The 23,642-nt window shown below is 72.4% G+C and carries 19 protein-coding genes; 9 read left to right on the top strand and 10 right to left on the bottom strand.

Annotation, left to right across the window (positions count from 1 at the left end; genetic code table 11):
- Positions 1 to 43: 43 nt before the first annotated feature.
- The 5 genes from mftE to mftA are packed head-to-tail and all read right to left on the bottom strand — an operon-like array spanning position 44 to position 6,693.
- A complete protein-coding gene (mftE, locus tag EV378_RS20185; RefSeq protein WP_132428629.1) occupies positions 44 to 748 on the bottom strand; it encodes a mycofactocin biosynthesis peptidyl-dipeptidase MftE in 705 nt (234 codons plus the stop codon).
- Positions 730 to 5,100, bottom strand: coding sequence for a mycofactocin system FadH/OYE family oxidoreductase 2 (locus tag EV378_RS36405; protein ID WP_279389655.1), 4,371 nt, complete (start codon positions 5,098 to 5,100; stop codon positions 730 to 732). Before EV378_RS36405 ends, mftE begins: the two co-directional genes overlap by 19 nt.
- Positions 5,021 to 6,232: a mycofactocin radical SAM maturase gene (gene mftC / locus EV378_RS20175; protein WP_132428628.1), complete on the bottom strand. Its 1,212-nt coding sequence runs from the start codon at positions 6,230 to 6,232 to the stop codon at positions 5,021 to 5,023. Before mftC ends, EV378_RS36405 begins: the two co-directional genes overlap by 80 nt.
- A gap of 58 nt (positions 6,233 to 6,290) precedes the next feature.
- On the bottom strand, positions 6,291 to 6,605 hold the full coding sequence (mftB, locus tag EV378_RS20170; RefSeq protein WP_243653666.1) for a mycofactocin biosynthesis chaperone MftB: 315 nt from the start codon (positions 6,603 to 6,605) through the stop codon (positions 6,291 to 6,293).
- On the bottom strand, positions 6,595 to 6,693 hold the full coding sequence (gene mftA / locus EV378_RS20165; protein WP_132428626.1) for a mycofactocin precursor MftA: 99 nt from the start codon (positions 6,691 to 6,693) through the stop codon (positions 6,595 to 6,597). Before mftA ends, mftB begins: the two co-directional genes overlap by 11 nt.
- 148 nt (positions 6,694 to 6,841) lie before the next feature.
- Here mftA and EV378_RS20160 point away from each other — a divergent pair, with 148 nt between their 5' ends.
- The 6 genes from EV378_RS20160 (at position 6,842) to mftM (ending at position 14,508) form a co-directional block, all read left to right on the top strand.
- A complete protein-coding gene (locus EV378_RS20160) occupies positions 6,842 to 7,960 on the top strand; it encodes a GNAT family N-acetyltransferase (RefSeq protein ID WP_243653665.1) in 1,119 nt (372 codons plus the stop codon).
- Between the two features lie 214 nt (positions 7,961 to 8,174).
- Positions 8,175 to 9,467 carry an NDMA-dependent methanol dehydrogenase gene (mdo, locus tag EV378_RS20155; RefSeq protein WP_132428622.1) on the top strand — a complete coding sequence of 431 codons (1,293 nt, stop codon included), beginning with the start codon at positions 8,175 to 8,177 and terminating at the stop codon, positions 9,465 to 9,467.
- Between the two features lie 193 nt (positions 9,468 to 9,660).
- Entirely contained in the window at positions 9,661 to 10,896 is a 1,236-nt protein-coding gene (locus tag EV378_RS20150) for an AAA family ATPase (protein ID WP_132428620.1), read from the top strand.
- Between the two features lie 7 nt (positions 10,897 to 10,903).
- The gene (locus tag EV378_RS20145; protein ID WP_132428618.1) at positions 10,904 to 12,451 is read left to right on the top strand and encodes a VWA domain-containing protein; all 1,548 of its coding nucleotides are present in this window, start codon (positions 10,904 to 10,906) and stop codon (positions 12,449 to 12,451) included.
- Between the two features lie 51 nt (positions 12,452 to 12,502).
- Positions 12,503 to 13,675 (top strand): alpha-hydroxy-acid oxidizing protein, encoded by a 1,173-nt coding sequence (locus tag EV378_RS20140; protein ID WP_132428616.1) that lies wholly within the window; start codon positions 12,503 to 12,505, stop codon positions 13,673 to 13,675.
- A 122-nt stretch (positions 13,676 to 13,797) separates the two neighbouring features.
- Entirely contained in the window at positions 13,798 to 14,508 is a 711-nt protein-coding gene (mftM, locus tag EV378_RS20135) for a mycofactocin oligosaccharide methyltransferase MftM (protein WP_132428614.1), read from the top strand.
- Here mftM and EV378_RS20130 read toward each other — a convergent pair.
- On the bottom strand, positions 14,495 to 15,097 hold the full coding sequence (locus tag EV378_RS20130) for a hypothetical protein (protein WP_132428612.1): 603 nt from the start codon (positions 15,095 to 15,097) through the stop codon (positions 14,495 to 14,497). The genes mftM and EV378_RS20130 overlap by 14 nt on opposite strands.
- Before the next feature lie 110 nt (positions 15,098 to 15,207).
- On the opposite strand from EV378_RS20130, the gene EV378_RS20125 reads away from it, so the two are divergent.
- From EV378_RS20125 to EV378_RS20115, 3 genes are read left to right on the top strand one after another with little or no spacing between them, the layout of a single operon-like run.
- Positions 15,208 to 16,404, top strand: coding sequence for a sensor histidine kinase (locus tag EV378_RS20125; RefSeq protein WP_132428610.1), 1,197 nt, complete (start codon positions 15,208 to 15,210; stop codon positions 16,402 to 16,404).
- Positions 16,405 to 16,450: 46 nt separating this feature from the next.
- Positions 16,451 to 17,485, top strand: a complete 1,035-nt coding sequence (locus tag EV378_RS20120) for an ABC transporter substrate-binding protein (RefSeq protein ID WP_132428608.1) — start codon at positions 16,451 to 16,453, stop codon at positions 17,483 to 17,485.
- 52 nt (positions 17,486 to 17,537) lie between these two features.
- Positions 17,538 to 18,173, top strand: a complete 636-nt coding sequence (locus EV378_RS20115) for a response regulator (RefSeq protein ID WP_132428606.1) — start codon at positions 17,538 to 17,540, stop codon at positions 18,171 to 18,173.
- A gap of 7 nt (positions 18,174 to 18,180) precedes the next feature.
- Here the strand turns inward: EV378_RS20115 and EV378_RS20110 are convergent, their stop codons facing one another.
- The 4 genes from EV378_RS20110 to EV378_RS20095 form a co-directional block, all read right to left on the bottom strand.
- Positions 18,181 to 19,713, bottom strand: a complete 1,533-nt coding sequence (locus tag EV378_RS20110) for a cation:proton antiporter (RefSeq protein WP_132428604.1) — start codon at positions 19,711 to 19,713, stop codon at positions 18,181 to 18,183.
- 150 nt (positions 19,714 to 19,863) lie between these two features.
- Entirely contained in the window at positions 19,864 to 20,682 is an 819-nt protein-coding gene (locus EV378_RS20105) for an FAD binding domain-containing protein (protein ID WP_132428602.1), read from the bottom strand.
- Positions 20,679 to 21,227: a (2Fe-2S)-binding protein gene (locus tag EV378_RS20100; RefSeq protein WP_132428600.1), complete on the bottom strand. Its 549-nt coding sequence runs from the start codon at positions 21,225 to 21,227 to the stop codon at positions 20,679 to 20,681. Before EV378_RS20100 ends, EV378_RS20105 begins: the two co-directional genes overlap by 4 nt.
- Positions 21,227 to 23,497 (bottom strand): xanthine dehydrogenase family protein molybdopterin-binding subunit, encoded by a 2,271-nt coding sequence (locus EV378_RS20095; protein ID WP_132428598.1) that lies wholly within the window; start codon positions 23,495 to 23,497, stop codon positions 21,227 to 21,229. Before EV378_RS20095 ends, EV378_RS20100 begins: the two co-directional genes overlap by 1 nt.
- Positions 23,498 to 23,642: the final 145 nt, after the last annotated feature.

Below are 23,642 nucleotides of genomic sequence, written 5' to 3'. Positions count from 1 at the left end.
CCTGCGGAGCTACGCATCGGCACCGAGCACGGAGCCCGCGGAGCTACGCCAGCCGGCCGCCGTCGGGTTCCCAGCGTGCGACGGACGCCGCGGCGGCCGCGACCATGCCGTCCAGCAGCCGTCGTCCCTCCTCGGCGGAGGCACCGGACGGGTCACCGAGCACGCCGTTCCGGCTGACCGCGGCGACGCCGCCCGCCCGCATATCGTCGATCAGCTCGCGCAGCGGTGCAGTGGCGCCCGCGGCGGCGGCGTCGGTGCGGACCAGGTGCGGCGCCAGCGCCAGCATCAGCGACGTCTCGACCCGCCCGGCGTGCGCGTCGAGCGGGACCCCGGCGTCGCGTGCCGGCACGCAGGCCAACCACGCGACGTCGCGCGCCTCGAAGCGCAGGCGGTCGACCGCGTCCGTCAGCGTCGCCACGTTGCCGCCGTGCCCGTTCACGAACAGCAGGCGCGCGGCCCAGCGGCACGCGGACCGTCCGTACTCGACGAGCACGGTGTACAGCGCCTCGTGGCCCAGCGAGACCGTGCCCGGGAAGCCCTCGTGCTCCCCGGCGGCGCCGTAGGACAGCGCCGGGGCGAGCACGAGATCGGGATCGCGGTCGTGCAGACCCGCGGCGACGGCCTCGGCGACCCGCACGTCGGTCGTCATCGGCAGGTGCGGCCCGTGCTGCTCCACCGACCCGACCGGTACGACGAGCGCACGCGGCCGGTCGTCGAGGTCGGTCCAGGTCAGGTCGCCGAGGAGCACGGTGTCCAGGATGCCGGGCGGCCGGCGTCGATCTCGACGGCGACCCGCTCACCCTCCCGGATCGCCGCGTCGACCCGGCGCGGAGCGAGGCAGTCACCGATGCGGTGCACCGGGATCGGCCCACGTCGCAGAACTGTCCACAGATCATCACAGGGCGTTGTGGACAGAGCGTGCACGACGGCGTCCACCCGCCGGTGCTCGTGCGCGCCGGTCGGGTGGTGCAGGAGCGTCACGACCCGGTCCTCGACGGCGACGACCACGCGATCGGCAGTGGCGACGATCCCGGCCGCGTGCGCGCGCCGCCGGAAGCCCTCCCGGTCCAGCGTGAGGCCGAGGTCCTGTCCGACGACGAGTGCGGGCGTCACGATCTCCACATCGCAGCCCCGGCGGGCCAGGAGCTCGGCGACCGACGTCGCCTGATGGAACCCCAGCTCGTCGACGACGAGCACGCGTCCGGTCGGCGAGGCGGTGCCGGACAGGACGTCGTGCACCGGCACGACGCCCGGCCCTCCCCAGTGCGGGACCGACGACACGGAGCCGGTCGCGAGCACGACGGCGTCCGTCGAGGGGTCGACGTCGTCGATCGAGCGCACCTCGTGTCCGGTTCGGATGGTCACACCGGACCGTGCGCACGCGGCGGCGAGGTCGTCCACGGCGGCGCCGATCTCGGAGCGTCCCGGCGCCACGGCGGCGAGCGCGACCTGGCCACCGGTCGACGGCCCGCGCTCGTACAGCGTCACCCGGTGGCCGCGCCCGGCGAGTGCCGTCGCGGCGGACAGTCCGGCCGGTCCGCCGCCGACGACCGCCACGTTCCGGCTGCGGTGCGACAACTCCGGCTGCATCAGCCACTCACGTCCCGCGTCCGGGTCGACCGCGCAGCCGAGCGGCAGGTTCAGCCCGACCCGGCCGACGCACTCCTGGTTGCACCCGACGCAGTGGCGCACCGGCCTGCCGTCGGCCGCCTTCGCGGCGAACTCCGGATCGGCGATCTGTCCACGTGCGACACCGACGAGATCGCACGCACCGCCGTCCACCGTGGATGCCGCCTGCTCCGGCGTGGTGAACCGACCGACACCCAGCACAGGTAGCGAGACGGCCCGCCGGAACGCGGACGGGATGAACGAGGCGTAGCCGGACGGCGTGTGCATCGACGCCTCGATGAGGTACAGCGAGGCGGTGGCGACGCCGATCGAGGTGCTCAGGTAGTCGACGCGCCCGGTCGCCTCCACGATCCGGGCGTGCTCGACACCCTCCTCGAGGTCCAGACCTCCGGGGATCCGCTCGGCCGCCCCGAGCCGGACGCCGAGCACCCGGTCCGGACCGATCGCCTCGCGCACCGCGTCGACGACCTCGACGAGGACCCGCGCCCGCCGCTCCGGTGAGCCGCCGTAGCCGTCGGTGCGCCGGTTCGTGGCCGGGGACAGGAACATCCGCAGCAGCGAGGCGTGCGAGCACTGCAGTTCGACGCCGTCGTAGCCGCCTGCGACGCAGAGCTCGGCCGTGCGCACGTACCCGGCGACGACGTCCGCGACGTCCCGCTCGGTCATCGCGACCGCGACCTCGCGGAACATCGGGTCCGGCAGGGCTGACGGCGCTCGCACGGGCAGGCGGGAGTACATCCCGGACGACTGCCCGCCGTTGTGGTTGAGCTGGGCGAGCACGACGGCGCCGTGCGCGTGCACCGCGTCGGTGATCCGGCGATGTCCGGGAACGACGGCCGGGTCGTGGCCGCGGATGACCCGCTCGTAGGGCCGGTCGTCGGGCAGCACCGAGTGCTCCTCGGTGATCACCATGCCGGCGCCTCCCCGCGCCCGTGCGGCGTAGTACGCGGCGTGCCGCTCGGTCGGCAGCCCGCCGGTCGCGTACCCGGTGAGATGGGCGGTGAACACGATCCGGTTGCGCACCGTCCGCGGTCCGATCCGGAGCGGGGTGTGGAGAAGGGAGCCTCCGCCCGGCTCGTCACCGTCCGGCTCCCGACGGTCCGGCCGGAGCAGGTCGTCCGAGACGCGTACGACCTCTCCGGACGACGAGCCGACATCCGCCATGGCCTGCTCCGGCCCCCGGCGACCCGGTGGGCGAAAGCCGTCCGGAACTCGCACGACGTTCCCGGACGACCGGTCGCCCACTCCGACCGGTTCCGGCCGACGATCCGCCACGGCCGGAGCTGCGTCCGACGCGGAGACGGTCACGTCCGCCGGAACGCGCCGCGTCCCGGTCCGGTCGTGAGCCAGCGCGACGCGCCGGCCCTCCCGGACCGCCTCGGCGACCGTCCGCGGCGCGACGCAGTCCCCGGCTCGCGGCAGGTCCGCAGCCCAGCGCGGCTCGTCGGGCAGGCGCGCCGAACAGTCGACGACCAGGGCGCGGGGGACGTTCCTCCGGGCGTCGGTGTGCACGTCGATCAGGGTCACGACGCCGTCGGCGGCCGAGTCGATGCGGGAGAACGTCACACGTTCGACGCCGGCCCGCTCCAGCCGGGCGTTCGCGTCGGCGAGCCCGCCGGTCCGGCCGAGCCGGTCGGCGGCCACGGCGTCCGGGGTCACGAGCCGGCACGTCACCCCGGCGGCGGCGACCATCTCCGCGATACCGGCGCCGACGGCGTCGCCGACCGGGTCGTAGACGATCACGTCGTGCGCCGCGGCGTCGCCTCTCCCGGTCGCCGAGCCGACCACAACGTTCACGGACCCGGCCTCGTGGACGGCGCCGACGAACTCGGCGGCCGGCACGACCGACACCGCGGGGCCGAGCTCGGGCGGGGATCCGGTCGCTCCGGGGCCGGCCAGCGGGTCGCTGATCCCCGGACCGGTCGCGGCGGCGCCGACAGTGACCGGATCGGTCCGGACGAGAGGGCCCGGCGGGCGCGAACCCGTCGCGACCAGGATCTCCGTGCCCGCTGCGCGAGCCGCGGCGACGTCGTCGGGCCCGAACTCGACGCCGGTCCGGACGTCCACGCCGAGCCGGTCCAGCTCGGCGGTCCACCAGTCGGCGAGCACGTCCCACCGCCCTCGCCCCGGCAGGGACGCGGCGAGACGTAATGCCCCGCCGAGACGGGACGAGCGCTCGAACAGCGTCACGCGGTGCCCGCGCAGCGCGCGCGTCCGGGCCGCCTCGCATCCCGCGGGCCCTCCGCCGACGACGATCACGCTGCGGGACAGGTCGTCCACACCGGACAGATCCGGTTCGGTCGTCTCGAACCCGGAGCGAGGCTCGATCTCGTCGCCGACGACCGGGTTGCGTGGATCGCGCGCGACGCCCTGGTTGGACAGGCTGCAGGGCCGGATCCGCTCGGGCGTCCCGGCGCGGACGAGCTCGACGAGGTCCGGATCGGCGATCTGCGCCCGGGTCATCTCGACGAGATCGGCCGTGCCGTCGAGCAGCCCGGCGGCCGCGTCGGCCGGGTCGACGACGCTGCCCTGCCACACGATCGAGGCGGCGCAGGCGACGGCGGCCCGCACCCCCGCGCAGACATCCCGGTTGAAGCCCGGCGCCGTGTGCATGTCCGGCCGGGTCGCCCCGACCGACAGAGCACTGCCCCGCACCGGGACGAGGTAGTCCACCGAACCGGCCACCGAGGCGGCGAGCGCGATTCCGTCGGACGGCGTGATCCCCGCCCACGGCGCGAGCTCGTCGACGCACAACCGCAGGCCGAGGATCGGAGCCGGGCCGAGACCGTCGCGGACCGCTGTCAGCACCTCGCGCAACAGGAGGGCCCGGTCGGTGCCGTAGGAGTCCTCGCGGTGGTTCGTCAGGCCGGACAGGAACTGGCGCAGCAGCGAGTGCTGGCCGCCGTTCACCTCGACACCGTCCAGACCGGACCGGACGGCGGCGGACGCGGCCGAGCGGAACCCGTCGAGCAGCGCGTCGATCTCCGGCCGCTCCATCGGGACCGGCACCTCGCGGCTGACCACGTCCGGCACCCGCGACGGACCCCACAACGGGGTGCGGGTGTGCGCCGTCGACCCCTGTCCGCCCGCGTGCCCGAGCCCGGCCAGCACGAGCGTCCCGAACGGCCGGCACGCCGCAGCGATCGCCGCCCACCCGGCCGCGGCCGAGTGGGCGGCCGGGGCGTACGCGTACGGATGGTCCGACGGGTGCACCGACGCGATCTCGGTGACGATCACGCCCGCCCCACCTGCGGCCCGGCGCGCGTAGTACGCGACGTGCCGGGACGAGAACGACCGACCACCGCCGAGGTTCGTCTCGTGTGGACCGAAGAGCACACGCGACGGGGCCCGCCGACCATGCAGGTCGACGGGCCCCGTCAGCAGGTCCGTGTCAGCTCCCGGCGACGGGTGCGTAGTCGGCCAGCGGGCTCTCGTCGCACATCCGGTCCGGACGCCGCGGCGGCGGGGCAAGGGACAGCATCGTCGGCTGCTTCGGCGTCCGGGAGTTGCGCGGCTCCGAGCGCGAGTGGTTCACGTCCGACTTCGGGATCACCGTGTCGGCGTTCCGGTCGGCCAGCATCTGCTCGCCGAACCCGCGCACGCACTCCGGGTCGGGGCCGTCGAGCGGGAGCCCGGTGAAGAACTTCGCCGCCATGCACCCGCCCTGGCAGGAGTCGTAGTGGTTGCAGGAGGCGCAGGCACCGCCGGTCTGCGGCTGGCGCAGCTCGGTGAACAGCTCGGAGTTCTCCCACACCTCCTGGAAGCCGCCGGGCGAGCGGACGTTGCCCGCGAGGAAGTTCTCGTGGATCGCGAACGGGCAGGCGTAGACGTCGCCGACCGGGTCGATCAGGCAGACCACCCGGCCTGCACCGCACAGGTTCAGGCCGGGCAGTGCCTCGCCGAACGCCGAGAGGTGGAAGAACGAGTCGCCGGTCAGGACGTTGTCGCCGTTCGCCACCAGCCAGTCGTAGAGCTGCTTCTGCTGCGGAGCGGTCGGGTGCAGCTCGTCCCAGACGTCGGCACCGCGGCCGGACGGGCGCAGGCGCGTGATCCGCAGCTGGGCGTTGTACTTGTCCGCGATGGCCTTGAAGTCGTCGAGCTGGTCGACGTTCTCGCGGGTCATCACGACCGAGATCTTCGGCTGGCCGAAGCCGGCCTCGGCCAGGTTCTCCAGCGCGCGGATCGACGTGTCGAACGAGCCGGGGCCGCGCACGTGGTCGTTGACCGCGGCCGTCGCCCCGTCCATCGAGATCTGGATGTCGACGTAGTCGGTCGCGGCCAGCTGGGCCGCCCGCTTCTTGTCGAGCTTGATCCCGTTCGTGGAGAACTTGACGCCGACGTCGTGGTCGATCGAGTAGTCGAGCAGCTCCCAGAAGTCCGGACGGACCGTGGGCTCCCCACCACCGATGTTGATGTAGAAGACCTGCATCCGCTGCAGCTCGTCGATGACGGCCTTGGCCTCCGCGGTGTCGAGCTCACGCGGGTCGCGGCGGCCGGACGAGGACAGGCAGTGCACGCACGCGAGGTTGCACGCGTAGGTGAGCTCCCAGGTCAGGCAGATGGGCGAGTTCAGGCCGTACTGAAAGTGGTCGACCAGCTTCACGGATACCTCACTGTGGTGGACGGGTCTCAGCGACGTCTGTTCGCTCCGCGAGCGTCGCTCAGCGGGCGACGATCGTTCCGGACTCGTGCAGTCCGGCCAGTGCCTTGAGGTAGGCGGGCCGCTGCGCCTCCGGGACGCCCGCGGCGGCGATCGCGCCGTGCACGTCGGGGTGGTGCTCGAGACCCTTGACGACCTCGACGAGCTCGGGGGTCTTCAGGAAGGACAGCTTGCGGGTGACGAAGTCGTACACCAGCGCGCCGAACGGTTCGGGCCGCAGCGACACGGTGGGGCTGCAGCGGTAGGCCGATCCGGGGTCGAAGGCCGACCCCGGACCGGTCACCACGTCGCTGGTGTCCAGCGGACTAGTAGACACCGCACATGCCGTCGATGGAGACCTCCTCGACGAGGGTCTCCTCGACCAGCGGGGCCTCGTCGACGACGGGCTCGTTCTGCTCGGCCATGTGTACCTCCACGGAGGGTCGGAGCGCTGGGTCAGATCCGGCCCCGCCTCGTCGGTGGGGCACCGTTCGGACGTTATTGGCACCCGGTGCCGAAAGCAAGGATCGGCCAGGAGGCCCCTCCGGAAGTACAGGCCGCACACTGGCTCCCGTGACCGACGTACTGCTCCACCTCTGCTCCCCGCCCGAGTGGCGCGCCGCGCTGGAGGCCGGCGTCGTCGCCCCGCCGTCGCTGACCGACGTGGGTTTCGTGCACCTCTCGACGGCCGACCAGGTCGCGTTGCCGGCCGAGCGACTGTTCGCCGGGCGGCGGGACATGGTGCTGCTCGCCGTCGACCCGGGGCGACTGGAGCGGGCCGGGATCGAGGTGCGGTGGGAGCCGGGGGTGCCGGGCGACCCCGAGTCGATGCGCTTCCCGCACGCCTACGGGGCGATTCCGGCGACGGCCGTGCTCGGCGTGCTTCCCTACCGCCCGGACGACGACGGCCGGTTCTCCGCTCCCGAGGTGCCCCCGCTCGACGACGCCGGGCGCGGACGCCTGCTGCAGCCGTCGATCCTCCGGCGGACGGCGACCCGGGAGGTCGGGATCGCGGGCGGCGTCGCGGTGCTGACCGACTCCGTGCCGTCGTCGATGCTGCACAACCAGCTCCTGGTCGGCCCGGGGGTGGACACCGCGACGCTGGTGGCGGAGGCCGACCGGGTGCTCGGTGGCGCCGGCCTGACCCACGCGGCGGCGTACGTCCTCGCGCCTGCACCAGGTGACGCGGACGCGCTGCGTGCCGACGGCTGGCGGATCGAGGACCTGGTGACGATGTGCGCTCCGGTCGCCGATCTGCCGGACGCGACCGGCACCGAACTCGTCGAAACCGTGGATCTCGACGAGCTCCGCCCGCTGTTCGACGCGAGCTGGCGCGAGCGGGTTCCCGGCATCACCGACGACCAGGCCGCCCATCTGACCGACCGCTACCGGATCGAGGACGCGGTCGTCGCCCTGCACTGCTACGCCGTGCGGGAGGGGGACCGTGTCGTCGCCACCTGCCTGCTCAAGCGCGACGGCGGCACGGCGTGGCTGGACGCCGTCGAGACCGTGCCGGACGCCCGGCGGCGCGGCCACGCGAACGCGCTGATCCGGGCCGCGGCGGCGACCGCACGGGACGCCGGGTGCGACCTCGTCGCTCTGGACACGTGGGCCGACGACTGGAAGCGGGCCTGGTACGCGCGGCTCGGCTTCACCGACGCGGGCCACGCCCTCGCGGCGGTCCGGGACTGAACCCGGCATTGCCTAACCGATCCTGTTGCCATAGGCTTGCAACAACTCGGCGGCACCTCACCCGACCGTGAGGTCCGTTCGCCCCGATCCCCTACGACCGGGCAGGGGACCTGCCCGGTCTCCCCGACGGTCTTCCCGATCAGCCCTGGGCGGCACGGTTCGCACCTCCTAGCGTGCGTTCTCGACCCATCCGCCTGCACCAGAAAGGGCTGCCATGCAGGTTGACGAGCTTCTGAAGCCGTTCCCGATCAAGGAGTTCCACCCGTTCCCCCGTGCGCTCATGGGTCCGGGCTCGCACGAGCTGATCGGTCCGGAGGCCCTGAAGCTGGGCTTCAAGAAGACCCTGATCATGACGTCGGGCCTGCGCGGCACCGACATCGTCAACAAGATCAGCGAGTCGATGAAGTACCACGGCATCGACACGGTCATCTACGACAAGGTTGAGTCCAACCCCAAGGACTACAACTCGATGGATGCCGTCGCCCTGTACCAGCAGAACAACTGCGACTCGTTCGTCTCCATCGGCGGCGGCTCGTCGCACGACGCCTGCAAGGGCGCCCGCGTCTCGGTCGCGCACGACGGTCGCAACGTCAACGAGTTCGAGGGCTTCAACAAGTCCGAGAACCCGGCGAACCCGCCGCACATCGCGGTCTCCACCACGGCCGGCACCGGCTCGGAGACGTCGTGGGCCTACGTCATCACGGACACCACGACCGACCCGGACAACCCGCACAAGTACGTGGCGTTCGACGACGCGTCGGTCACGACGCTCGCGATCGACGACCCGGTCCTCTACTACGACTGCCCGATCGACTACACCGCGCAGTGTGGTTTTGACGTGCTCGCGCACGCCTCCGAGCCGTACGTCTCGCGGCTGAACTTCCAGCCGTCGCTGGGCAACGCGCTGCACGCGATCAAGCTGACCTCGCAGCACCTGCGGGCAGCGGTCTGGAACGGGCAGGACCTGCCCGGCCGCGAGGGCATGATGTACGCGCAGTACATCGCCGCCCAGGCGTTCAACTCCGGTGGCCTCGGGATCATCCACTCGATCTCGCACGCGGTGTCCGCGTTCTACGACACCCACCACGGCCTGAACAACGCGATCGCGCTCCCCCGCGTGTGGGCGTTCAACATGCCGGTCGCCTACGAGCGCTTCGCGGACATCGCGGAGGCCATGGGCATCGACACCAAGGGCATGACCAAGCCGCAGGCCGCCGACGCCGCGCTGGCCGCCTCCATCCGGCTGCTGCGCGACGTGGGCATCCCGGAGAAGTTCGTCGACGTCAAGCAGGACACGTACTCGAAGAACCGCCTGGGCCAGGGCCCGACCAAGTTCTACGAGAACAGCGGGACGATCGTCGGCGACGCGGCGGACGTGGACCGCATCACGAACCACGTCCTGGGCGACGCCTGCACGCCGGGCAACCCGAAGGAGTGCACGTTCGAGACCGTTCGCCCGGTCGTCGACCACTCCATCAACGGCGACCTGGACGACCTGCTGAGCTGATCGTCCGGCTGGTACGCACCACATCAGACCAGCGGGCCTGCTCGATCTCCGGTGATACTGGAGGTCGGTGGGCCCGCTGGCTGGTGCCTGAGGTCGGTGTCCGCCGATCGAAGCCGGCAGTCGAACGTCTGCGAGCGCCGGCACCGATGCCCTGCCGCACTTCGTCTCCCGTGCGGCCCGGAAGGAGAAGTACGTGTCCGACGCAGTGAACCCCGTGAGCACCCCCACCGACGGCGACGGTCCGTTCGAGTCCGTCGACCAGGTGGTCGAGGCGCTCCGCGAGCACGGCTACATCGCCGACACCCGGCTCGCGACCACTGTGTTCCTGCTCACACGGCTGGACAAGCCGCTGCTGCTGGAGGGGCCCGCCGGCGTCGGCAAGACCGAGCTGGCGAAGATGCTCGCGCTGGCCACCGGCCGCCGCTTCCTGCGTCTGCAGTGCTACGAGGGCCAGGACGAGACCAAGGCCCTGTACGAGTGGGACTACGGCAAGCAGCTCATGTACACGCAGATCCTGCGCGAGAAGATCGGGCAGGTCGTCGAGGACGCGCCCGACCTGGCCACCGCGGTCGAGCGGGTCGGCGAGCAGGACAGCGTGTTCTTCTCCGAGCGCTTCCTCGCGCCGCGCCCGCTGCTCGAGGCGATCCGCTCCGAGGAGCCCTGCGTCCTGCTGATCGACGAGGTGGACCGGGCGGACGAAGCCCTCGAGGCGGTCCTGCTGGAGACGCTCGGCGAGTTCCAGATCTCGGTTCCCGAGGTCGGGACGTTCTCCGCCAAGCAGCGCCCGTACGTGCTGCTGACCTCGAACAACACGCGTGACCTCGCGGCCGCGCTCAAGCGCCGCTGCCTGCACCTGTTCCTGGACTACCCGGCCGCGTCGCGCGAGCTGGAGATCGTCCGGTCGAAGAAGACCGGCCTGACCGACGCTCTGGCCGAGGAGCTCGTCTCGGTCGTGCGTGGACTGCGCGAGCTGGAGCTGCGCAAGGCGCCGTCGATCTCCGAGACGATCGACTGGGCCCGCACGCTCGCCGTGCTCGGTGTCGACTCGCTGAACACGCAGGTCCTCTCGGACACCGTCTCCGTCGTCGTCAAGTACGACAAGGACGTCAAGAAGGCGCTCGACGCGCTGCCCGGCCTGGTCGATCCGAACGCCGTGGTCGACGACCACGGCCACGGCCACGGTCACGGACACGGACACGACGGCGACCACTCGCACGACGAGAAGCCCGCCCGTTCCACCCGCTCGCACGACGACGACCCGGACGACGGTGACGTCGACGGCGTCGCGAAGCGTGCGGCGAAGGACGAGGCCGGCCGGCACCCGATCTACGGCGGCATCACGGCGGCGGGCGGGGGCACGAAGCCGCGGGCGGTGACGTCCGGGCAGGGCTCGCGCTCGTTCGGCGGCACCCGCAGGCGCCCGGTCTGAGGTCGGCGTGGAAGCGAGCATCCACCGCTTCGTCCGGCTGCTGCGGCTGCGCGCGGTGCGGATCTCGGTCTCCGAGGCCGTGGACGCGATGCGGTGCGCCGCCCAGCCGGGCGTGATGAGCGACAAGGCCGTGCTCAAGGAGGCCCTGCGCGTCGCCCTGGTCAAGGACCGGCGTGACGAGAGCACGTTCGACGAGGTGTTCGACCTGTTCTTCTCGCTGGTCAAGGTCGGCGAGGACGACACGGGGCACGGCCACGGGCACGGCCACGGGGACATGACCGACGACACCCCGCTGGACGACTTCACGCTGTCCGAGGAGCCGAGCGAGACGCCGGAACAGGGCCACGACCACGGCGCGCCGGTCGACATCCGGGACTTCTTCGACCCGGAGGACCTGGCCGAGCAGTACAACCTGCACCAGGAGGCCAACAAGATCGACCTGGCCGCGATGACCGACGAGATCGTGCTGTCCAAGGACAACCCCGAGAACGCGGACGTCACAGAGGGCCAGCGCGTCCAGATCGAGACCGAGCGGTTCTCCGGCGGCGGGCTGCCCGGTGACATCTCGCAGCAGGCCGGCACTCAGGTCGACGCCGATCTCTCGGTCGCCCAGCAGGACGCGCTGCTCGGGTGGCTGAACTCCGAGGAGGACCTGCTCGAGAGCGAGCAGGGCACCGAGGACGACGCGGCGGCGTTGCGGCGCAGGCTGACCGGCGTGCTGGAGGGTCTGCCGGAGGCGATCAAGAAGCACCTCGAGAAGCTGCTGGAGATCGAGCAGCGGATCGTCGAGGGCCACGACGACGACGGCGAGCGGGTCGCCGAGGTCGACCGGGCGTCGGAGACCGAGCGGATGCAGCTGGAGGACTCGCTGCGCAGGCTCGCGAAGTCGCTGCACGGCGCCCTGACCCACCGGCGCCGGGTGTCGCCACGCGGCCGGATCGACTCCGGGCGCACGATGCGCAGGAACATGCGCTACGACGGCGTGCCGTTCAACCCGGTCACGGTGCAACGCATGGAGGACAAGCCGCGGCTGGTCGTGCTGGCCGACGTGTCGCTGTCGGTGCGGGCGACCGCGCGGTTCACGCTGCATCTGGTGCACGGCCTGCAGGACCTGTTCGGGCAGGTGCGCTCGTTCGCGTTCGTGGCCGACATGGTCGAGGTGACCGACCTGTTCTCCGACCACCCGGTCGAGCACGCGCTCGGGCTGATCTTCGGTGGGGACCAGCTCGACGTGGACGCGAACTCGCACTACGGCCTGGCGTTCGGGCAGTTCCTGGAGGAGCACGGTTCCGCCGTCACCCGTCGCACGACCGTGCTGATCCTCGGCGACGGCCGCGGCAACGGGAACGACCCGAACATGGAGGCGTTCGTCGAGATCACACGGCGGGCCAGGGAGACGATCTGGCTGACGCCGGAGCCGCGCTACTCGTGGGGCCTTGGCCGGTGTGACCTGCCGCAGTACGCGGAGCACTGCGACCGCGTACGGGTCGTGCGCGACCTGTCCGGCCTGGAGAACACGACGAACGAGATGGCGGAGAGCCTGATCGGGCGCTGACCCACCCCTGTCTTCGTGTCCGGGAGGTTCCGCCTGGGGCAGGATGCGGGCATGGCGGAGCGGGCGTACGGCGACTACCAGCTGGAGATCTACGGAGCCGGGCTCGGCGGGCGGGTGCCGCCCTACCCGATGACGTTCGACGAGCTGGAGCGTCGTGCCGAGCTCGCGCTGCCGCCGTCGATCTGGTCCTATGTGGCCGGTGGCGCGGGTGACGAGCGCACCCAGCGCGCGAACGCCGACGCGTTCTCGAAGTGGGGCCTGGTCCCGCGGATGATGGTCGGCGCCACCGAGCGGGACCTGCGCGTCACGTTCTGCGGGATGTCGCTGCCGACGCCGCTGTTCATGGCCCCGATCGGCGTGATCGGCCTCTGCGCGCAGGACGGGCACGGCGACCTCGCGACGGCAAGGGCGGCCGCGCGGACCGGCGTCCCGATGGTCGCGTCCACGCTGACCGTGGACCCGATGGAGGACGTCGCGGCCGAGCTCGGCGAGACGCCCGGCATCTTCCAGCTGTACACGCCGAAGGACCGCGAGCTGGCCGAGAGCCTGGTCCGGCGCGCCTCGACGTCCGGATACCGGGCGATCGTGGTCACGCTGGACACGTGGGTCACCGGCTGGCGCCCGCGCGACCTGGCCACGGCGAACTTCCCGCAGCTGCGCGGGCACTGCGTGGCGAACTACTTCTCCGACCCGGTCTTCCGCTCCCGGCTGGACCAGGAGCCGGAGACGAACCCGATGGCCGCCGTCGGGCACTGGGCGCAGACGTTCGGGCATGCGTTCACCTGGGACGACCTGGACTGGCTGCGCGGTGTCACCGACCTGCCGCTGATCCTCAAGGGCATCTGCCACCCGGACGACGCGCGTCGCGCGCTGGATCGCGGGGCGGACGGCATCTACGTCTCCACGCACGGCGGACGGCAGGCCAACGGCGGGCTGTCCGCGCTGGAGATGCTCCCGGACGTCGTCGACGCCGTGGACGGGTCGGCGCCGGTGTTGTTCGACTCCGGCGTGCGCTCCGGGTCGGACGCGGTCCTGGCGCTCGCGATGGGTGCGACGGCCGTCGGCGTCGGTCGCCCGTACGCCTACGGTCTGGCGCTCGGCGGGACCGACGGGATCGTGCACGTGCTCCGCTCGATGCTCGCCGAGGCGGACCTGCTGATGGCCGTGGACGGATACCCGACGCTCGCGTCGCTGGACCGGACGGCCCTGCGCCGCACGATCTGAGAGGGACCCTGCCCGACCGGTCAGGTGCCCGGCACCGCCTCGGACGGTTGTCGCCGGGGGATGTTCACCGGGCGCCCCGACCCGCCTACCGTCATGGGGAGACGGGCGAAAGGACACCGGAGATGATCGGTCTCGACCAGCTGAGCAACGACCTCGCGGGCTGGCTCGACTCCACGCTCGTCACGCCGGGGCTGCTGGCGCCCGAGCGGTTCGAGGAGGCGTTCGTCGCCGTCGTGACGGCGGCGGCGAAGGACCCGGACGCACCGGACGACGCGTGGCTGGCGTTCTACCGGAACACGCTCGACGCGCTGGCCGGCGAGCCCGTCCCGGGCGGGACGAACGCCGAGATGCAGCCCGTCCACGAGCGCGCCCATGAGCTCGTCGACGGCGACGACGTGCTCGAGCTCGGCTGCTGCTTCGGGTTCCTGTCGTTGCGCCTGGCCGCGGCCGGATACCGGGTGACGGCCACCGACCTCACCGGCGGGACGGTCGAGCTGCTGTCCCGGATGGCGCCGCAGCTCGGCGCCGAGGTGGACACGCTGGTCGCGGACGCGCGCGCGGTCGCCCGCCCGGACGGCAGCGCGGACACCGTGCTGGCCGTGCACCTGATCGAGCACCTGCCGCCCGCCGAGGGCGACGAGGTGGTCGCCGAGATGATCCGCCTGGCCCGTCGTCGTGCCGTGGTCGCCGTCCCGTTCGAGGACGAGGCGAACGCGACGTGGGGGCACGTCCGCCGCTTCGACCTCGACGAGCTCGCCGCCGTCGGCGAGCGCACCGGCCGTCCGTACACGGTCTCCGAGCACCACGGCGGGTGGCTCGTCATCGACGTGTGACGGTCTGCTCCCGGTCGTCGGCGCCCGGCCACAGCGTCGCCCACAGTGGACCGACGGCGAACCAGATCAGGGCCGCGACCGTCGCCCGCGCCGGCCACGACCACAGCGGGTCGCCGAGCCACCGCACCGGGGCCGGGACGCCGGAGCCGGCCACGGCCGCGAGCGCGACGGTGACACCGACCGTGATCACCCACGCGACCGCCGCCTTGGCGAACTCCCGCCACTCGTACCGGGTCCTGGCCGGTCCACCGGTCGGCTTGCGCGCCGGGGGCGGCCCGTCCGCGAACCGGTGTGCGAAGCGCACGTCCGCCCACCGGACCATCGAGTGTCCGAACGCGACGGTGAGCCCCAGGTACAGCGCGGCCACGCCGTGCACCGGTCCCGGCGGCGAGCCGGTCGCGACGTCGGCCAGGCTCGCCGTCACGAGCACGACGTCCACCAGTGGCACGCAGAGCAGCAGGGCGCTGCTCAGCCGCCGCGCCCGCAGCAGGTAGCGCGCGGTCAGCCCGGCCACCAGGAACACCCAGAACGCGATCTCCGCTGCGCCGATCAGCAGCACCAGCGGGTTCTCCCGCACGAAGTCGGTCATGGTCGCCGAGCGTGCCCACCGGCGGGTCCGCCGTCGTCGGCCGTGCCGCCGATCCCGTCGTACCTCCTTCGACGGACGCCGGTCCCGCCCGATCGTGCTGGGATGGACCGATGACGGCCGCCGTACTCCGTTCGCCGTGGACCCGTGACGCCGCCGTCGCGGCCGGGATGTTCGTGGCCGGGCTGCTGCTGATCCGGGTCGTGCCGGACGTCCGGGTCGTCTGGGAGCCCGGCGTCGAACCCGCGACCGGCCCGCTCGTCGCGGTGCTCGCTCTCGCATGCGTCGGTGAGGTCTTCCGGCGGGAGGTACCGCTGCTCGGGCTGGCGCTCGGGTCCGCGGCGCTGGCGGCCGGGCCGTTCGCGCTCGGGGTGACCGACCTGGCCACGGTGCTGGTGTTCGCCGACCTGCTTTACTGCGCCGTGCTGTACTCCGGACGGCCGGTGAGCCGCGGGGTGTGCCTGGCCGGCGGCCTGCTGGTGGCCGGGCTGACCGTGACCGCGCTCGTCGACCAGGGTGGACGCGGTGCGTTGCAGGCGTTCCTGAACCTCCTGCTCCTGGCCGTCCCGGTGCTCTGGGCCTCCGAGGTGCGGCGGCACCGGGACCTGGCCGACGTCGAGCGCGCCCGCGCCGCCCAGGCCGCGCAGCTGGCCGAGCGCGACCGCCGGGAGGCCGTGGCGGCCGAGCGGGCACGGATGGCCCGCGACCTGCACGACGTCGTGGCCGGTCAGCTGTCCGCGATCGCGCTGCAGTCCGAGGCGGCGCTGGGCGACCCGGCGTTGCGGGAACGGGTGCTGCACGGTGTCCGCGACGCGAGCGTGTCGGCACTCGCCGAGATGCGGACCATGATCGGGCTGCTGCGGGAGGAGCGGGGCGCCGGGGACGAGCCGCGCACCGCGCCGGCCCGGCTGGACCAGCTCGACCCGCTGCTGGCCTCGGCGCGGTCCTGGGGCCTGCGGGTCACGGTCCGCGACGAGCGCCCTGATGCGGACGGGTGGACGGCGGCGGGCGTCGAGCTCGCCGCCTACCGGATCGTGCAGGAGGGTCTGACGAACGTCGCCAAACACGCCCCGGGTGCCCGGGTCACGGTCGGGCTGTGGCACGACGGCGACGCACTCGTCGTCCGGCTGGAGAACGGACCGTCCACATCGGGTCCCGCGCCGACGTCCGGCATGTCGTCCGGGACCGGACTGGACGGTCTGCGCGAGCGGGCGGGCGCCGTCGGCGGCACGCTGCACGCGGGCCCGGACGGCGACGGCTGGACCCTGGAGGCGTCGCTCCCCCGCTGCGGCGCACCCGCACCGGTGTGATCCACGCACTTCGGACACCGAGACAGGAAAGGCTAGCCTCACCGGCGTGGCAACGAACGGCTCCCCGTCCCCCGTCCGTCTCGACCGGCGCACCCTGCTGCGCGGCGCCGGAGCGCTCGGCCTGCTGGGCCTGACCGCCTGCGGCACACCGGGCGGTGGCGGGACGGGCGACCGGACGATCGCGCACAAGTTCGGCACCACCGCCGTGTCCGGCACGCCGACCCGGATCGTGACGGTCGGGCTGACCGACCAGGACTACGCCGTCGCGCTCGGCACCGTGCCGGTCGGGATCCGGGAATGGTTCGGCACGCAGCCGGGTGCGCTGTGGCCCTGGGCGCGCGAGCGCGCCGGGAACGCCCAGCCGGCCGTCCTGCCGGTGGAGGCGCTGAACTTCGAGCAGATCGCCGCGCTCCGCCCGGATCTCGTCCTCGGCCCCAGCGGCGGCCTGACCTCCGACGACTACCGCACGCTGTCCGGGATCGCCCCGACGATCGCGCAGCCCGGCGAGTTCGCCGACTACGGCGCGCCGTGGCAGAAGATCGCCGAGATGACCGGTGCCGCGTTGGGCGTCCCGGACCGCGCGGCGCAGCTGGTGCGCGACGTCGACACGCGGTTCGCCACGACCCGGGACGCGAACCCCTCGTTCCGGGGCCGCACCGGGCTGCTCGTCAGCGTGCTCGCCGACGGGTCGTACTACGCCTATGCCGAGGGCCCGGCACCCCGGTTCCTCGTCGACCTCGGGTTCACGCTGCCGCCCGCAACCGAGCAGATCTTCACCGGACCCGAGCGGGCGCCGCGACAGCTGTCCCGCGAGCAGCTCGGCCTGCTGGAGGCCGACGTGCTGCTGGTCGGGCTGTACGGCGACCGTGCGGCCGCGCAGATCGCAGGCGATCCGGTGATGCGCGGGCTGCGGGTCGCGCGCGAGGGCCGGATGGTGCTGATGCCGGAGACGAGCACGGTGAATGGCACGCTGTCCTTCGGGTCGGTGCTCAGCCTGCCCGTCGCGCTCGACGAGGTCCCGCCCCGGATCGCCGCCGCGCTCGACGGGAACCCGGCGACCGCCGTCGCACCCGCCCGGTGAGGTGCATCCTTCGACGGACGCGCGGCGCCGCGGCCCGTGCTGGGATGTCCGCATGGTGCGCGTGGTGGTGGCCGACGACCAGCAGGCCGTCCGGACCGGGCTGGTGATGATCCTCGACGCGGCGCCGGACATCGAGGTCGTCGCCGAGGCTGCGGACGGTGTCGCGGCCGTGCGCGCCGCGGCCGAGCACGAGCCGGACGTGGTGCTGATGGACATCCGGATGCCCGGCGTCGACGGCATCGAGGCCACCCGGCGCGTGCTGGCGGCCGGATCCGCGCAGGTCCTGGTGCTGACGACGTTCGACCTGGACGACTACGTGGACGCCGCGCTCGCCGCGGGCGCGGCCGGATTCTTGCTCAAGTCGGTGGACGCGACGCGCCTGCGCGAGGCCGTGCACGCCGTCGCGCGCGGGGACGGCGTGCTCGCCCCGGAGATCACCCGCCGGGTCATCTCGCGGTACGCGAGCGCGCCCCGTCGCAGCGCGGTGCACGGGCTCGAGCAGCTCACGGCCCGCGAGACCGACGTCCTCACCGGACTCGGGCGTGGACTGTCCAATGCGGAGCTCTCGGCCGACCTCGTGATCAGCGAGGCGACCACGAAGACGCACGTGTCCCGGGTCCTGACGAAGCTCGGCCTGCGCTCGCGCACCCAGGCCGCGATCGCCGCGCAGGACGCCGGCCTGGTCTGAGCTCCGGTCAGTCCCTGGTGCGCTCCGCGGCCTGGCGTAGGTCGACGGCATCGATCATCCGCCGGGCCGTCTCCTCGTCCAGCCGGTGCTCGTGCACCGCGACGGCCAGCGCGTGGCGCTGGGCGTCGAAGTCGGCGTCCGTGGTCGACGGCATCGACGCGATGATCTCCCGGCCGAGCAGGTCCATCGACTCCGCCGTCTCCCGGTCCGCGGTGTGGTCGGACTTGAGCACGCGGGCCAGCCACCCGAGCGTCGTGCCCTGGATCACCAGCGTCCCGAGCGTGACGATCAGGGCGATGCCCTGGATGGCGTCCCGCCCCGGGAACGGGACACCGGTCGCCGTCGTCTGCGGGATCGCGGACGCCGCCGCGAGCGTCAGGATCCCGCGCATGCCGGTCCATCCGACGAGCAGCGTGTCCTTCATGGACGGTGGCGCCAGCGGCTCACCGCCACGCTGTCGCTGCCGTTCCTCGACCTGGCGGAGGCGCTCGCGGTAGCGCGGATCGCGGTCGGCACGCCGGTGGATCATCCGGTGCCGCAGCGTCCAGCGTCCGAACAGCCCGAACACGCCGACCAGTCGCAGCACGATCGCGGCGGCCAGCAGCACGCCGGCCGCGACCAGCGTCCGCACCAGCCCGTCGGAGTCCGCCAGGTCGGTCAGCACGAACTTCAGCTGCAGTCCGATGTAGGCGAACACGAACGTCGTGAGCAGGAAGTCCAGCACCTGCCAGACGCCCTCCTCCTGCAGGCGCGTGCGGTAACCGCCGGGGTACTGATGCTTCGGGTCGAGCGTCAGGTTCGCCGTCACCGAGAACGATGCCATGACGACGGCGAGGATCCCGGACGCGTCGAGCTCCTCGGCCGTCAGGTACGCGGTGAACGGCACGAGCAGGATCAGTGCCGTCTCCAGCGTCGGGTTGCGCAACCGCTTGCGCAGCCACAGCGCGGCGACCGCCAGCACGCCGCCGATCAGCAGACCGACGCCCGCCTTGAACGCGAACTCCTTGATCCCGCCCGCCCAGGTGGCGTCGTGCCCGTTCACCGCCTCGAGGGCGATGCTGAACAGCGTCAGCGCGATCGCGTCGTTGACCAGGCTCTCCCCGGTCAGGATCGACGTGACCCGTTTCGGCAGGCCGATCTCGTCGCCGCGGGACACCGTCGTGATCGTGTCCGGCGGCGCGAGGACGGCGCCGAGCAGGAACGCCGCGGCCAGCCCGAGCCCGGGCAGCAGCCACGACGAGATCAGCCCCAGCGCCCCGGTCGTGAGCACCACCAGCATCACGCCGAGGCTGATGATCGGGCGCAGGTTCGCGGCGAACGAGGACATGGTCGCGCCGCGTGCGCCCGAGTACAGCAGCGGCGGGATGACGAGCGCGAGGATCAGCTCGCTGTCGAGCTCCAGCCGCGGGACGCCGGGGATGAACGACGCGGCGGCCGCGAGGACCACCACGACCATCCCGGACTCGAAGCCCTTGCGCCCCGCGACCGCCGACACCGCGATGCCGATACCGACGATGAGCAGGATCTGCACGCCGTTCACCGGTGAAACGTAACCGAGCCCGGTTTCACGGCCCCTTCACCGACGGACGCGGGCCGGTATCAGCCCACCCGTCGCCGCCGCTGCACGAACGAACGGCACCTTCGAGCAATCACACTGCTCGAAGGTGCCGTTCGTTCGGTGCGGGTGGCGTCAGCGCTGCCCGGCGGCCGTCTCCAGAGCGCGGCGGGTCAGCACCGTGGCCAGGTGCCTCCGGTACTCCGGCGTCCCCTGGCTGTCCGACGGCGGTTCGGTGCCCTCGGCGGCCAGCGCGGCCGCCTCGGCGATCGAGTGCCCGTCGGCCAGCGCCCGCTCGGTCGCGGTGGCGCGCAGCGCCGTCTGGCCCATGTTCACGAGCCCGACCTTGTTGCCGACGACGGCGACCGCGACGATCGCCCAGTCGTTGCTGCGGCGGGTGAACTTCTCGTACGCCCAGCCCGCGTCGCCGGTGCGCGGCACCCGGACCTCGACGATCATCTCGTCGGGCTCCTTCGCCGACTCGAACACACCGGTGTAGAAGTCGCCGATCGGCACCGTGCGCTCACCGCGCGGGCCGCGCAGGACGACGGTGCCCTCCAGCGCCAGCACGGCGGCGGGCAGGTCGGAGGCCGGGTCGGCGTGCGCGAGCGAGCCGCCGATCGTGCCCCGCGCGCGGACCTGCGGATCCCCGACGGTGCGCGCGACGGCCGGGAGCAGCGGGCACTCCGTGCCGAGGACCTCGGAGGTCACCAGGTCCTTGTGCTTCGTGCCCGCGCCGATCCGGACCTCGTCGCCCTCGACCCGGATGTAGTCCAGCTCGGCGAGCTTGCCGATGTCGATCACGAACTCGGGCGCGCCGAGACGCACCTTCATGACCGGGATCAGGGAGTGGCCGCCGGCCAGGACGGTGGCGTCCTCGCCCTTCTCGGCGAGCAGCGCGAGCGCACCGTCCACCGAGTCCGGGCGCGCGTAGTCGAACGCGAGGGGGATCATGCGCCGGCCTCCCCGCGGGAGAAGTTCGGGGCGGTGCGCAGCTCGTCGGACTCCGCCTCGGCCCGCTGCGCCGCGTCCGGGTCCTTGCCGGCCGCGACGAGCACCGCGCGCACGATGTTGTGGTAGCCGGTGCAGCGGCAGAGGTTGCCCTCCAGTCCCTCCCGCACCTTGCGCTCGTCGAGGTCCGGGTCGTGGTCGATCAGCGAGACCGCGGACATGACCATGCCCGGCGTGCAGAACCCGCACTGCAGGCCGTGCTCCTGGCGGAACGCGGCCGTGACCGGGTGCGTCGGCTGCTGCTCGGAGGCGCCCTCGAGGCCCTCCAGCGTCGTCACCGACTGCTGGTCGGCCTGGACGGCGAGCAGCGTGCACGACTTGACGGCGTCACCGTCGAGCAGCACGGTGCACGCCCCGCAGCTGGTGGTGTCGCAGCCGATGTTGGTGGCCTTCAGCCCGACGTTCTCCCGCAGGTAGTGCGCGAGCAGCAGCCGCGGCTCGACGTCGGCGGTGGTGTGCTCGCCGTTGACGGTGATCTCCACCTTCATCAGGCATCTCCCTTCGAGGCGGCGTTGATCGCTTCCCACACGCGCAGCGGGGTCAGCGGCATGTCGATGTGCGTCACGCCGAGGTGCGAAAGGGCGTCGATCACGGCGCTCTGTGTCGCGGGTGTCGAGCCGATCGTCCCGGCCTCGCCGATCCCCTTGTAGCCCAACGAGTTGATGTAGGTCGGCGTGGTCATCTCGACCAGGTCGAAGCTGGGCAGCTCGGCCGCGGACGGGATGCCGTAGTCGGCGAACGTCGCCGTCAGCGGCTGGCCCTCCTCGTCGTAGATCACCTCTTCGAGCAGCGCCTGCGCGATGCCCTGGGCGATCCCGCCGTGCCGCTGGCCCTCGCAGAGCAGCGGGTTGAGGATCGGGCCCGCGTCGTCGACGGCGACGATCCGCTCGACGGTGACCTTCCCGGACTCGGTGTCCACCTCGACGACGCACACGTGCGCACCGAACGGGAACGTCGGCTTCTGGCTGTCCCACGTGTGGTCGACCTGGAGCTTCTCGGAGGCGGCCAGCTCGGCGAGCGGGATGCTCCTGGCGTCCGGCACGCCGCGCACGGTGATCGCCCCGTGGTCCTTGTCGACCTCGAGGTCGTCGACGCTGGCCTCCAGCAGGTCGGCGGCGCGCTGCTTGGCGATCTCGACGAGCTTCTCGGACGCCTGGTCGACGGCGATGCCGCCGGTCTGCAGGCTCCGCGAGCCCATCGTCCCGTCGCCCTTGGGCACGATGTCCGTGTCGCCGTGCCTGACGGTGATCTTGTCGATCGGAATGCCGAGGTGCTCGGACGCGAGCATCGCCCAGGCCGTCGCGTGCCCCTGGCCGTGCGGTGACGTGCCGGTCAGCACGGTGACCGTGCCGTCGGGGTGCACCTCGACGGACGCGTGCTCGACGTACGCGCCGCCGCCGGTGATCTCGACGTAGGAGGAGACGCCGATACCCAGCTGGCGGGCGTCGCCACGCTCGCGGCGGGCCTTCTGCTCGGCCCGCAGCTTGTCGTAGCCGGAGTGCTCCAGCGCCCGCTCGATCGCGCGGGCGTACTCGCCGGAGTCGTACTCCGCGCCGCCCTTCGTGGTGAACGGGAACTTCGTGGGGTCGACGACGTTGCGCTTGCGCACCTCGGCCGGGTCCATCCCGATCTCGGCGGCGAACAGGTCCATCGCCCGCTCGATCGCCGCCGTCGCCTCCGGACGGCCCGCGCCGCGGTAGGCCGCGATCGACGTCGTGTTCGTGACGACGGCCTTGGCGCGCGAGTCGACGTTGTCGATGTCGTACGTGCCGGGCGCCATCATCCGCGTGAACACCGGCAGGAACGTGCCGAGGCGCGGGTAGGCGCCGAGGTCCTGGACGACGTCGAGACGGTAGTGCGTGACCCGGCCCTCGCGGGTGCCGCCGATCGTGATCGTCTGGCGCTGGGCGCGGCCCTGCACCATGCCGGTCATGTTCTCCGAGCGGCTCTCGTTCCAGCGGACCGGACGCCCGTAGGTCTTCGAGAGCTTGCCGACGATCGCGAACTCCGGGTCGGAGCCGATCTTGGCGCCGAAGCCGCCGCCGACGTCCGGCAGGATGACCCGCACGTTCTCGGCGTCCAGGCCGAGCCAGCCGGCGATCTGGTCGCGGCCGCCCTGCGCGTTCTGGTTCGAGATGTACATCGTCAGCCGGTCGCCCTCCCAGAACGCGCTCGCCGCGCGCGACTCCAGGGGCGCCGCGGCGAGGCGCTGGTTGACGAGATCCCGGGTGACGACGACCTCGCAGCCGTCGAAGAAGTGCGGGTCGGCCTCCTCGTCGTAGCCGTAGGCGGCCGCCGTGTTCGTGCCGGCGTCCGGGAACAGCAGCGTCGTGTCGCTCGCCGCCTCCAGCGGGTCCACGACGACGTCCAGCGGCTCGTACTCGACGTCGACCAGTTCGGCGGCGTCCTCGCCCTGGTAGGCCTCCTCGGTGAGCACGGCCGCGACCGGCTCGCCGACGAACCGCACGGTGTCGGCCGCCAGGAACGGGCGGGTCATCGCCCGGTTCGCCCCGGGGAACAGCAGCGCGGGCGCGAGGCCCAGGTCGGCCGCCGTCACGACCGCGACGACGCCGGGCGACTCGAGAGCCGCCGAGGTGTCGATCGAGGTGATCGTGGCGTGTGCCAACGGGGACCGGACGAACGTGAGATGCAGCGCGCCGGTCAGCCGCTCGTCGGTCAGGTCGTCGGTGTAGGTCGCGCCCCGGGTGAGGAAGACCGGATCCTCGGTTCGGACAACGCGTGTGCCCAAGATGCTCATCGAGCGCGAGCGTATACGCGCGTTCAACGATCCGCCGCAGGTCAGGATGCCCTCACCAGCGGCTCGTCCGGCGCACCCTGGCGACGTACCGTCGCAGGACAGCCGTCTCTGCGGACATATCGCGCTCTTCTCTCCGTGAAAACGG

The organism is Pseudonocardia endophytica (assembly GCF_004339565.1).
Taxonomy (GTDB): domain Bacteria; phylum Actinomycetota; class Actinomycetes; order Mycobacteriales; family Pseudonocardiaceae; genus Pseudonocardia; species Pseudonocardia endophytica.
This window is presented reverse-complemented; position numbering and strand designations above follow the sequence as displayed.

Coding starts and splice junctions, on each gene's coding strand:
- EV378_RS20130 (WP_132428612.1), bottom strand. CDS start 15,097: ATGACCGACTTCGTGCGGGAGAACCCGCTGGTGCTGCTGATCGGCGCA.
- EV378_RS20095 (WP_132428598.1), bottom strand. CDS start 23,497: ATGAGCATCTTGGGCACACGCGTTGTCCGAACCGAGGATCCGGTCTTC.
- EV378_RS20105 (WP_132428602.1), bottom strand. CDS start 20,682: ATGATCCCCCTCGCGTTCGACTACGCGCGCCCGGACTCGGTGGACGGT.
- mdo (WP_132428622.1), top strand. CDS start 8,175: ATGCAGGTTGACGAGCTTCTGAAGCCGTTCCCGATCAAGGAGTTCCAC.
- EV378_RS20115 (WP_132428606.1), top strand. CDS start 17,538: ATGGTGCGCGTGGTGGTGGCCGACGACCAGCAGGCCGTCCGGACCGGG.
- EV378_RS20125 (WP_132428610.1), top strand. CDS start 15,208: ATGACGGCCGCCGTACTCCGTTCGCCGTGGACCCGTGACGCCGCCGTC.
- mftA (WP_132428626.1), bottom strand. CDS start 6,693: ATGGCCGAGCAGAACGAGCCCGTCGTCGACGAGGCCCCGCTGGTCGAG.
- EV378_RS20140 (WP_132428616.1), top strand. CDS start 12,503: ATGGCGGAGCGGGCGTACGGCGACTACCAGCTGGAGATCTACGGAGCC.
- mftM (WP_132428614.1), top strand. CDS start 13,798: ATGATCGGTCTCGACCAGCTGAGCAACGACCTCGCGGGCTGGCTCGAC.
- EV378_RS20100 (WP_132428600.1), bottom strand. CDS start 21,227: ATGAAGGTGGAGATCACCGTCAACGGCGAGCACACCACCGCCGACGTC.